Source organism: Arhodomonas aquaeolei DSM 8974, from assembly GCF_000374645.1.
GTDB lineage: Bacteria > Pseudomonadota > Gammaproteobacteria > Nitrococcales > Nitrococcaceae > Arhodomonas > Arhodomonas aquaeolei.
The window spans coordinates 1-11,666 of sequence record NZ_KB894823.1 but is presented as its reverse complement, the minus strand read 5'-3'; the positions used below and the strand labels follow the sequence as shown (position 1 = coordinate 11,666).

The window sequence follows — 11,666 nt, the reverse complement described above, 5'->3', positions numbered from 1 at the left end:
CCTCCGGGCCCCTCTCCCTTCACGGGAGAGGGGTTGGGGAGAGGGTGCGCCCCACGGCCACCGACACCATACCCGCAGGAGGAATCCCGAATGACCGAACCCACCATCCGCGACGCCACCATCGACGACCTCGACACAGTAGCCGCCCTGTTCGACGACTACCGCGTGTTCTACCGCCGCGAGAGTGATCCGGAAGGCGCGCGGACCTACATGAAGGAGCGCCTGAGCAACGGCGACTCACGGGTATTCGTCGCCGACGACAACGGCACCCTCCTCGCCTTCGCCCAGCTCTACCCCACCTTCTCCTCGGTGGACCTGGGCACCATGTGGCTGTTCAACGACCTCTACGTCGACCCGGCCGCCCGCCGCCGCGGCGTCGCCCGCGCGATGATGCAGCGCGTCGAGCGCCTCGGCCGCGAGACCGGCGCCGCCAAGCTCTTCCTGCGCACGGAGCGCATCAACACCGCCGGCCAGGCCTGCTACGAAGACGCCGGCTGGACCCTGGACGAACGCTTCCTGACCTACCAGAAGTACCTGTAGGCGGGGCGCACCGGCAACCCAGGCGGGATGTTGGCTGCCGGGAGCAGCCGACCTACAACACCGGTCTCCTTCACGGGCATCCCGTAAAGGGTTCCCGCCGGTAAACCCGGCACCCCACAACTCCCGTAGGTCGGCTGCTCCGGGCAGCCGACATTCCCGGTGCTACCAGGCGGGATGTTGGTCGCCGGGAGCAACCAACCTGCAACACCGCGGGCCCCTCTCCCTTCACGGGAGAGGGCTTGGGGAGAGGGTGCGCCGCCGGTCGCCCGGCGACGCTAGTCGCGTTGTATCCACTGCCGCTGGAAGGCGGCGGCCACGCCGGCCGCCATGAGCAGGACGATGACGGTGCGGCTCGACGTGTCGTCGATCTGTATCGCCAGCCCCAGCATCACCAGGACGGCGGCATTGGCCCCGAGCATGGCCAGGACCCACGACGTCGGCCATATCCGGTCCCGCGCCAGGGCGATGAACTGATAGAGCACCCCGACGACCACGGCCGCGAACAACGCCATTCCGACGAGGCCGAAGCCGACCGCCACCGCCCCGTATAGCGTGTTGTATTCCCGGAAGGCGGACAGCGGTCCGTCGAACTGGCGCGGCGACATACGCGACCAGCCGAACACCGGGCGCTCGGCGATACGCTCCACCGCGCCCTGCCACAACTGCAGCCGCCGACCCGTGGAGGGATCCAGTGCCCGCGCCTGCTCCACTTCGCCGCCGAGATACAGCGCCGCGGCCTGAATCGGCTCGGCCAGATCGTCCCGCCACGGGCCGCTGCCGGTGATCACCACCTCCCAGGCCCCCAGTCCGACCACCAGGAACATGAAGGCCCCGCCGGCCAGCCCCAGCCACTGACGGCGATCCACGCCGTAGGCGATGGCGCCGGCGCCGATCACCAGCGCCCCCGCCATGGCCCCCACCCAGCCCGTGGTGTAGCGCGAGCCCACGAGCACGATGATCACCGGCACGCTGAGCGCCACGCATACGGCGAGGGTGAATACCGGTCGCCAGCCACGGCCCAGCCGGTGGACGGCGGCGATCATCCCGCCGAGGAGCAGCATCAGTATCACCGCACCCAGGAAGCCGGAAGTCGACGCCGACCCCCTGGCTGCCGGATCGCTGAGCACGCCGGCATTGAGCTTGCCCCAGTTCGCCTGGGCGACGAACGCCACCCCGCCGCCGGCCACGAGCGACATGAGCATCCACACCCACTGCGTGCGCGCCCCGGCCAGCCACCAGCCCACCGGCAGGCTGACCAGCCCGGTCACCCGGATGAGGTGGTCCCACGACGGCGTCCCATCCGCAGGCGCATCGCCGATGACGGCGCGCGCGACGATATAACCGGTGAGCGCGAACACCAGCCACGTGAGCACCAGCCGGCGGGCATCCCGCCAGAAGGCCGGCAGCGCCATGGCCGTGGCCACCAGCACCAGACCTAAGCCGACGTTCATCCCGGCAGTGGAGAACGGCAAGCAGAAGATGGCGAGGTAGATGCCGGAGAGCGCCACGGAACGGCGCCAGCCGTTCACCGGGGGCTGCATGATCACCCGCGCCGCCCCGACCCGGCCGAAGGGGCCATACCCCCCTTCCCACCCGGCGTGCAGCCGGCGAAGCGCACGCATCGTATACCACGCGTGACGGATGAAGACGTAGTGAACCACCACCACCGCGATCAGCCCGGCGAGCAGGAGCCAGTCCGGCACGCCCGCGAGCCCGCCGAGCACGCCCACCGCCCCGAGCACCCCGGCGATCAGGATTAGCAGCAGACTCGTCTGTCCCGGCGTATAGCCGGCACGCAGGAAGATGTGATGCAGGTGCTCACGGTCCGCGGCGAAGGGGCTCTGCCCCTTGCACAGCCGGCGGATCATGAGGCTCAGGGTGTCCACCACCGGCAGGGCGAGTATCCAGCCATAGGCCACCGGGGAGAGCAGCCGATCCTGGGCCTGGGAGAGCTCGATGACGATCCAGCCCACGGCGAGCCCAAGGCTCATGCTTCCGGCGTCCCCCAGGAAGATGCTCGCCCGCCCCCGCCAGGGCAGCCGCATGTTGAAGGCGAGAAACCCCGCGACGCCGCCCATCAGCGCCACGATGACGAAAGACAGCACACCCGCATGCTGCAGGCCGGCCACGAACAGCAGCCAGCCGAGTATCACGAACACGACGCCGCCGACCAGGCCGTCCAGCCCATCCAGCATGTTGGTCGCGTTGACAAGCCCGACGAGGGCGAAAATGGTCAGAGGGGCCGCCCATGCCTGCAGGCCCAACTCGCCGGTCAGCGGGAACCCGCCAAGGTAGCGCACCACCTGGTCACCGGAGGCCACCACGACCGTGGCCGCCAGCGCCTGGACGAACAGCTTGCTGGTGCTGCGCATGTCGCGGATGTCGTCGAGCACGCCACCAAGCAGCAACAGCGCCATGGCGGCGAATAGCGCGCTCATCGGGGCCAGCGGCCCGGGGGCCGCCGCCGTGGCCAGGAGGAACCCACCGAACACCCCGATACCGCCTATAAGCGGCACCGGCGCGGCGTGGTGCTTGCGCCCCCCGGGACGGTCGATCAGGCCGACACGCTTGGCATACGGCCTCAGCAGCGCGATCACCCCGCTCGCCCCCATGAGCGCGAGCAGCGCGACGGCCAGCATCTGAAGTACGGACGGATCCTGACTCATGCGACCCGGTCAGAGACGGCTGACGGCCCGCTCGGAGACCACCACACGCTGGGCACGCTGCATGAACTCGAGGAGCACGATCACGCGCTCCTCGCCACTGCGGGCCTCGAACACGGCGTCGAATCCGGCGAAGGGCCCGGACTCCACGCGCAGCCGTTCCGCCGCGCGGAAATCCCTGCCCGCGGCCACGGGATCAATGGCCCCCTGCTCGTCACAGCGCGCCCGCAGCCCGTCAATAACCGGATCGGGCACGGGCGGCACATGGTCACCCCAGCGGACGAGACCGGCCACGCCCCGGGTCGAGCGGATCGGTGCCCAGCACTCGTCGACGTCGTCTAGGCGAACGAACAGGTATCGCGGAAACAACGACTCCGTGCACCAGGCCATCCCGCCCGCGCGGCGCCGCCGCACCCGCGTGACCGGGCGGAAGACCTCATAGTCCTGGTTGCGTAGATGCGCCTCCGCGCGCGCATCCTCACGGGGTTTGCAGTGGATGACGTACCAGCGCTTCATGTCGTCTCCGCCTCATGCTTGTCGCACGTCATGCCCCGCCAGACCTCCCGTCCCATTCTCGCCCATTCAAGGGCCTAGCGCGCCCTCCCGGCGCCGGACGGTCTTGCCGCGCCGACGTCAGGTCTCGCGCATGTGGGCGTTGGCCCGGCTGAGGAACTCCGCACCGAACGCCACGAAAAGCCCCAGCATCACGCCAAGCACGGCCCCCAGGGCAACGATCATCGCCGCCGAAGGCCCCTGGGGCCGCTCGGAGCGCCGGGGCGGGGCGGCCAGCCGGGTGCCGGTAATGGCATCCAGCCGATCCGCGAGCAGCGCGACCTCCTCCTCACGGGCCTCCACCTCGTTACGCGCCGTATCGAGCCGGTCATTCAACTCGTTGCGGCGCCGCGGCAGGTCCGTATTGAGCTCGGAACGCAGGTCATCCAGGCGCTGGCGCTTGAAGGCGACCTCGTTGTCCAGCAGCCGCTGCACCGCGCCCACCGCGTCCGGGGAATCCGCGATCTCTCTCGGCCGCACCGCCTCCAGGTCGCCCAGCGCCTGCTGCAGGGTATCGATCTCGCGCGTCAGGCTCCCGGCACGATCGTCCAGCGTCTTCCGGCGCTCGACGATCTCGTTGACCGAGTCACGCGCGGTGGCCAGCCGCCGTTCGGCACGCGAGCGCTGCTGGCGCAGCCGGTCCCGCAGCCGCTCGGTGACCGGTGCATGGTCCTCGCTCAGCCGATCCACGGCCCCCGTCATGACGTCCGAGTAGGCGCCAGTAAGCGCCTTCGGTCCCTCGCCGCTGAGACGCACGAGCCCCGCATCGCCCGCGACGCTCGCCTCCACGCCGGGCTCCGGAGCGTCAGGATGCGCCTCGCGCCAGGCCGACGTCGCCTCGGGGATGTAGATATCGTTGAGCCTAGCGGCCACCGCCGCCGGCTTCTCGATGGGCGTGGTGCTGTCCTCCTGGGAGGCGATCTCCACCAGCGCACGATGCCCGTACACGGGGGTACGCAACAGCGCGTACGCGGCGGACAGGAGGATCACGATCACCGCGACGCCCAGCAGCCACGCCCGCCGACGCACCAGCACAGCCCACAAGTCCATCAGACTGATCTCATCATCGGCGTAGGTCGACCAGCCGGTTCCCTCGGCCTGGGGGATGATCGGGCGGGATGGCTGCTCGCTCATGGATCTCGTGATTACCCGGTGCTGAAACGCAACTCTCAAGTCGGTGGGAAGGTATCACAGCCCCTTCACGTCCGAACTTGGCGCGCACGACTTTTCGCCAAGGCGTGAACATGCTCACACTTTTCGGTGCGAGCACAACACCTCCTTGCGGCGTCTCACCGGGATTATCGATCATCAGCGAAGATAGCGTCGGGCCCGCCCGACAAACTCGGCAACAAACGCGCCGAACAGCGAAAGCATGCCCCCCAGCACACCACCCAGCGCCAGGATCACGGCACCACCGGGACCGACGGCGGAGGCACTGCGCAAGGCAACGAACTCGGACTTCGTTGGGACCACCGTGGCGGCCTCGTTCCTGGCCGCACGCACGGCCCGCCGGGCATCCGCTATCGCCTCCTGGTAGGCCTGCCTCTCGCTCAGAAACGCCGTCTGCACCTTATCCATCGCCTCGCACAGGTTAGCGAGCTGGCGCTGGTATTCGGCCGCCGCCTGTTCGTGCTTTCGCTTCAGGTCCGCGAGGGTATTGGCCGCCCGGGTCCGGGCACGTGCATTCTCCTCCAGCGCGTTCGCCAGCTCATCGCGCCGGTCCGGCAGCCCGACACGCAGCCGCGTCTCGAGGTCGTCCACCCGACTACGCATGCGCGCGATCTGGCTGTCGATGGTGAGCATGACCATCGCGCTGGACGATGAAACCGTCTCACCCGCGGCCTTCATGCGGTTGTCCGAAAGCCGCTTCAGCGTGGCGCGGGCCGTGCCAAGCTGCTCCCGGGTGAGCTTCTCGCGTTCGTCCAGCCGGGAGCGTCGGGCGAGAAGCAGGCGATGCTTGTCATTGAGCGCCTGCTGTTTGAGCTCAGCATTCTTGATGGCGTGCTCGCGCCTTAGGCGCTCGGTGCGATAGTCACGTGCACGCTTTACGATCGCCCGGGCCGCATCGGCCAATGCCTGCTCCCGCGGCTGAAGCCGGGCACGCCGGGTTGTTGGCGAGCGCAAATGCGCCAGCTTCGCCTTCGCCCGATCAACCGATAGCGTCTCGCGCGTGCGAATCGTCTCCAACCGCTGCCTGTGGTCGGCGAGCAGCCGATCGGCGACTGCCTGCTGCAGCGCATGAACCTGCGACGATTCCGACGCTGGTGCCTCGCTGTGCAACACGAAAACGGGTGCGGCAGCGTCATCACCGCTTGCCGCCTTATCGAGCGTTACCCGGGGCAGGCCCTGGTCCTTCCCCTCGGGCTGCTGATCAGCAACGACAGCCGGAATAATCGCCCGCTTGATCCTGCTGCGCACGGTTGCGGCGGGCTGTACGGGGACGCGAACGCGCTCCCCGCCCGGACCACTCCGGAGATAGCTGCCAATCTCCAGGACGGTCGTGTACGTATAGGCTGGGGTTCGAACGAACGCATAGGTGGCCGCCATTGCGACGGCCGCGAGAAAGATCACCACCATGACCCAGCGCCGGCGATAGAGCACCAGCGCCAGATCGAGAAGGCTGATTTCGTCGTCGATCCCACCCCCGCGCGGGACAGGCAGGTGCTCCCTGGGAGCCACCGAAGATCGGCTGTTACCACTCGCCATAATCACCACACTGCTTTCCGTAGCATGTGACTTACGTCACTTTTAGGTGGCGAAGTATACCACAAAACTTCAGTGGCTAATCGATTCCGCCGCCTGGGCTTACGGGCGGCCATTAGGCCCACCGGCTTCGAGGGCCCTGGGGAGACTGGCAACCCCAGCACCGGCCGTTACGGACCTATCCCGCTCCCGAAGGCAGACGTGCCGGTACCCCCTTTGCCATTGCCACCCGGTCTCGCCCCGCCCCCTTGCCCTCGTAGAGCGCGGCGTCGGCGCGGTTGAGCGCCGGCTCGATGTCGTGCTCGCCGGGCTCGACCAGGGCGACGCCGAGGGTGGCGGTGAGCCACAGCGGCCCCGCGGGGCTCGCCACCGGCGCCTCCGCGATCGCCTCGCGCAGCCGCTCCGCCACGTCCCGGGCGCCTTCCAGGTCCGTCTGCGGCAGTAGCGCCACGAACTCCTCGCCGCCGAGGCGGCCGATGATGTCCGGCTCGCGAAGCACCTCGGCGCACCGGGCCGCGAGGGCCACCAGCGCGGCATCCCCCGCGGCATGCCCGTAACGGTCGTTGATCGCCTTGAAGTGATCCACGTCGATCATGCACACGGCCGTCTCCCCGTCGCCCCGCCGGCGATCGCGCAGCACTTCGGCGGCCAGCTCGAAGAAACGCCGGCGCGAGCACAGGCCGGTCAGCTCATCTTCCCGCGCAAGTCGCTCGAAGCGCTCCTGCAGCCGCTGACGCTCGGCGACCTCGCGTTGCAGTCGCAGATTCGTGAGACGTTCGTCCCGCAGCAGCGCGAACTGCTCCCGGCGCAGCCGGCCCAGCCGCAGAGCGGTGAACAGACCCACCGTGTTCACGAAAACCAGCAGCAGCGTCATCGTCGCCAGCAGCCGCTCTTGGTGCGGCGCCCAGATCATGACGGCGAGGAGGAACCCCACCCCGAGGTAGACGCTCTGGGCAATCATGAACGGGATACGATTGGGGATGAACAGATAGATCGTGATCACCACGACCATTACCGCCGGGATCTGCGTGTTGAGCGTTTCCGGGCGCAACGGCACGATCAGGATCACCACCGTCAGCGCCACAACCCACACGGCGTTGACGGGGAGTGCGTTATCAACCCGCGCCGGCCGTCGACTCACCGCCCAGGCCAGCGCCAGAGCGGAAACCACAACGATGACCCGCAGGGACACCAGGATGTAGAAGGCGGGACCGATGCCGATGAGGGCATAATCCGACAGGCCGAAGGAGAGAAACAGCGCCGCCGCCACGAGCAACGCGGCACGAAGCTGCCGCGCCGCCGAGTCACGAACGTAGCGCCGATACCGCCACTCCTGGCGACGGTTGACGAACTCGCCCGTCCACCGGGAAATACCGTGCCGCGATGATAACCCCGTCATGATTTCGGACTTCTACCGTGTCGCACACATCGGTGCAACAACGGGATCAACCGCCTCGCTCTCCACGAGGACTGCTTGTCGGTTGCCTCCGGGCAACCGACCTGCGACTGACATCCCGGAGGTGAATGTGTGTACCGGCCCACCCAATGCTCCGGCGGACACGTCGCACGCCTTCGGCGCACGACCTACCATTGCTGCCGAAGGCAACCGACCGACCGGAAACGGCGCGCCGGTACACCGCCGGGGATCTCGGGTAGGTCGTGCACGGCCGAAGGCCGTGTGCGACAGCCCCGGCACCACCGCTCGAGACCTCGCAGACCGGCGGCGCACGACCCACCTTCTGCGTCGCCGTGGTATCACGGACATAACGCCGATACCGCCACTCCTGGCGGCGGTTGACGAACTCGCCCGTCCACCGGGAAATAGCGTGCCGTGATGATAACCCCGTCATGATTTCGGACTTCTACCGTGTAGCACACATCGGCGCAACAACGGTATCGATCGTCGCCGCAAGCCGGCGCCACACATCGACCGCCTGCGGTGTCCGACTACACGAACGGCCGATATGGCAAGAATGTTGGCTGCCAGGAGCAGCCAACCTACAAGCGCCCCCGCGCGACCAGCGCCGCGCTCTCCACGGGGGTGTCCCGCGGGGTGCCTGCAAACGACCGGTCCACGGCCTATATGGAAGGGATGTCGGCTGCCAGGAGCAGCCGACCTTCGGGAGCTGCGGGGTTATCGGGTTTGCCAACAGCCCCCTTGCGGCATGCCTGTGAAGGGAGCAGATGCTGTAGGTTGGCTGCTCCTGGCAGCCAACATCCCGTCCCGCGGTGCTGGCAACGTCGATTGCCTTGAGCGGCGGATCTGATGACCCCGACATGGGCGCGCTCTGCCAGCGCCACACAGGCGCGGCAACGCCGGGATGGCCGCCCCGGGGCGAGCATGCACAAGCCCGTCCACGTCGGCTTCGGCGTCATCGCCGAGCCACAACCGGCCCGTAGCCCGGCTGCCGTTACGCCGGCTCCAGCGTCACCATGTGGAGCGTATCCCCGGCGACGTCCTTGAGCCGCACGCTCATGACGCCCGTGTCCCCGGCGATATGCACCTCGCCGAAGAACTGCATGCCGGCGCTCGGCGGCAGGTTGGACTCCCCCTCCGGCGGGGCCTTCACGAAGGTCACCTCCGGGCCGAACGTGTCGTCGAGCTCGTTGGGCCCGTACGTGCCGGCGTTCAGGGGCCCGGAAACGAACTCCCAGAACGGGGCGAAGTCCTTGAAGCGCGCGCGATCGGGGTGATAGTGGTGCGCGGCCGTGTAGTGCACGTCCGCCGTCAGCCACACGACGTTGCGGATGTCGTTGTGCTTGATGAAGCGAAGCAGCTCCGCGATCTCCAGCTCCCGCCCCCGCGCGGGGCCGTCATCACCGTTGGCCACGGCCTCGTAGACGTCCTCGCCGGCCCGCACCACCAGGCCCAGCGGCATATCGGCGCCGATCACCTTCCAGGTGGCCCGGGAGGCGAGCAGCGAGCGTTTGATCCAGGCGAGCTGGGCGTCGCCGAGAAAGGCCGTCTCCGCCCCTTCGCTGGCCTGATCGTTGGCGCCGTTGGGCCCGCGATAGCTGCGCATGTCCAGCATGAACACGTCCAGGGTCGGGCCGTAGGGGATGTGCCGGTAGATGCGCTCCGGATCGCCGGCAGGCATGCGGATGGGGTGATACTCCAGGAACGCACGCCGGGCCCGGGCCGACAGCAGCGCGGCGCTGCGCTCGGTGTAGCGCTTGTCACCGAGGCGCTGCTGGGGGTACCAGTTGTTGTGGGTCTCGTGGTCGTCCCACTGCACGAGCATCGGCACCTCTGCCCCAAAGGCGCGGACGTTGTGGTCGAGGCGGTTGTAGGCGTGGGCACCGCGGAAGTCCGCCAGCGTCTCGGCAACGTGGGACTTCGCCTCCGTGGTGACGTTCTTCCAGATGCTGCCGTCGGCGAGACGGACCTCCGGCTTGATGGGCCCGTCCGCGTAGATGGTGTCGCCGCTGTGGATGAAGAAATCGGGGCTGGACCGGCGCATGGTCTCGAAGATCCGCATGCCGCCCCATTCCTCGTTGATCCCCCAGCCCTGCCCGGCACAGTCACCGGACCACACGAACGTCACGTCCCGGGGCACCTGCGAGGCCGTGCGGAAATGCCCGATAACCGGCTCACTCAGGGTCCGCTCATCGGCGAGGTCCTGGAACCGTACGCGATAGAAGACGTCCTCCCCCGCCGGCAGCCCGGAGAGATCGACCCGCGCGGTGAAGTCCGTATCCGCCAGCGCCGCCGGGCCGACCACGCGGCGCGCATCCCGGAAGCTCTTGGTCGTAGCGTACTCCACCATCATCCGTGCCGGGCGATCGCTGCGGCTCCAGATCATGGCGCGATCCCCTACCACGTCACCGCTGCCCACACCGTAGGGCAGCATCGGGCGCGATGCCTTGACCACGGCGGGCGCACGCCGCGGCATCAACATACCGGGCAGCGCCACGCTGCCGGCCACGGCACCCCCGGTGCTCAGGGCCCGGCGGATGAAATCACGACGACTGATACGCTGATCGTTGAAACTCGACATTCCTGTGCTCCCGTGCTGTCCACGAGCGAATCAGCGTAGGCACGGCAGGTGACAGGAGCTTTAAGGGGAGATTGCCTGAAACCGTCCCAAAGGCGGCAGGCGGAGAAGAAGGGACCGAGGCGGGGTATCGCGGCTGACGGCTATCGGCTTACCGTAGCGCGGGAAACAACACTGGGGAGAGAACGCAGATGACGACGCTGCACACCTACCACGGCGCGCCGAGCCCGCGCCGCGTGCACATCTACCTGGCAGAGAAGGGGCTGGACGTCGCCATGCAGGAGGTCGACCTGCGGGCCGGCGAGCAGCTCGGCGACGACTTCCTGCGTGTCAATCCGCAGGGCACGGTCCCCGTGCTGGAGCTCGACGACGGCACCTGCATCGGTGACAGCAACGCCATCTGCGCCTACTTCGAGGCGCTTCACCCGGAGCCGTCGCTGACGGGCACGGACGCGCGTTCCCAAGGCGTGATCCGCGCGTGGGACCGGTGGGTGGAGTTCGAGGGCTACTTCGCCGTAATGGAGGCCTTCCGCAACCGCCTCCCGGGCTTTCGCGACCACGCCCTGCCCGGCCCGCACCCCGTGCCGCAGATCGAGGCCCTGGTAGAGCGCGGCACGCAGCGCTACCGCAACTTCCTCGCCGACCTCGACGCCCGCCTCGCCGAGCGGCCGTTCGTGGCCGGGGACGCGTTCTCCATCGCGGACATCACCGCACTGGTGACGGTGGACTTCGCCGCCCGCGCCCTGGAGATCCCGCCGGACGACACGCTCCCGCACGTACGCCAGTGGCACGAGCGCGTCAGCGCACGACCCAGCGCATCCGCCTGAGCGCACCCCATCCTCACCAACCACCACCCCAAGTAGGTCGGCTGCTCCTGGCAGCCGACATCTCGGGCGCCGCGACAAGGGACGTTGGCTGCCGGGAGCAGCCAACCTTGTGTTTTCGACGGTAAGGGTTTGTAGCCCTTAGTGTCGGTCCCGGGGACGCCTGGGAGAGAGGGGAGCAGGGAGGCTGTAGCCAACCTTCGGCCTGCAGGACAGAGCCTGCGAGGTAGATTCGCCCCCTGCTCCCCATTTTATCTTTGTCGCATACAGCCCGAACGGTATCCAAGGCCTGAGGCACTCAGAGCCTGCACAGACAAGGTTAGGCCGCGACGAAGCGCTCCCGCACAGGTGCTCCCGCAACCCCTGCTTCGTGCTCAAAGGGAGGAGTC

General features: G+C 68.1%; 8 protein-coding genes. 2 read left to right on the top strand and 6 right to left on the bottom strand.

Annotation, left to right across the window (positions count from 1 at the left end; all coding sequences use genetic code 11):
- The first annotated feature begins 90 nt into the window (after window positions 1-90).
- Window positions 91-540 carry a GNAT family N-acetyltransferase gene (locus tag C516_RS0116570; protein WP_018719539.1) on the top strand — a complete coding sequence of 150 codons (450 nt, stop codon included), beginning with the start codon at window positions 91-93 and terminating at the stop codon, window positions 538-540.
- A 275-nt stretch (window positions 541-815) separates the two neighbouring features.
- Here C516_RS0116570 and C516_RS20665 read toward each other — a convergent pair whose 3' ends face one another.
- From C516_RS20665 to C516_RS0116540, 6 genes are all read right to left on the bottom strand, one after another.
- Window positions 816-3,206 carry an MraY family glycosyltransferase gene (locus C516_RS20665; protein WP_084594259.1) on the bottom strand — a complete coding sequence of 797 codons (2,391 nt, stop codon included), beginning with the start codon at window positions 3,204-3,206 and terminating at the stop codon, window positions 816-818.
- A gap of 9 nt (window positions 3,207-3,215) precedes the next feature.
- Entirely contained in the window at window positions 3,216-3,719 is a 504-nt protein-coding gene (gene rfaH / locus C516_RS0116560) for a transcription/translation regulatory transformer protein RfaH (RefSeq protein WP_018719537.1), read from the bottom strand.
- Between the two features lie 117 nt (window positions 3,720-3,836).
- Window positions 3,837-4,889 carry a Wzz/FepE/Etk N-terminal domain-containing protein gene (locus C516_RS0116555; protein WP_018719536.1) on the bottom strand — a complete coding sequence of 351 codons (1,053 nt, stop codon included), beginning with the start codon at window positions 4,887-4,889 and terminating at the stop codon, window positions 3,837-3,839.
- A 174-nt stretch (window positions 4,890-5,063) separates the two neighbouring features.
- Entirely contained in the window at window positions 5,064-6,461 is a 1,398-nt protein-coding gene (locus C516_RS0116550) for a Wzz/FepE/Etk N-terminal domain-containing protein (protein WP_156831288.1), read from the bottom strand.
- A 175-nt stretch (window positions 6,462-6,636) separates the two neighbouring features.
- Window positions 6,637-7,857: a GGDEF domain-containing protein gene (locus C516_RS19940; RefSeq protein ID WP_156831287.1), complete on the bottom strand. Its 1,221-nt coding sequence runs from the start codon at window positions 7,855-7,857 to the stop codon at window positions 6,637-6,639.
- A gap of 1,012 nt (window positions 7,858-8,869) precedes the next feature.
- Window positions 8,870-10,456, bottom strand: a complete 1,587-nt coding sequence (locus tag C516_RS0116540) for an alkaline phosphatase D family protein (RefSeq protein ID WP_018719533.1) — start codon at window positions 10,454-10,456, stop codon at window positions 8,870-8,872.
- Between the two features lie 188 nt (window positions 10,457-10,644).
- On the opposite strand from C516_RS0116540, the gene C516_RS0116535 reads away from it, so the two are divergent.
- Complete coding sequence (locus C516_RS0116535; RefSeq protein ID WP_018719532.1) at window positions 10,645-11,280, top strand: glutathione S-transferase family protein; 636 nt, start codon at window positions 10,645-10,647, stop codon at window positions 11,278-11,280.
- Window positions 11,281-11,666 lie beyond the last annotated feature (386 nt).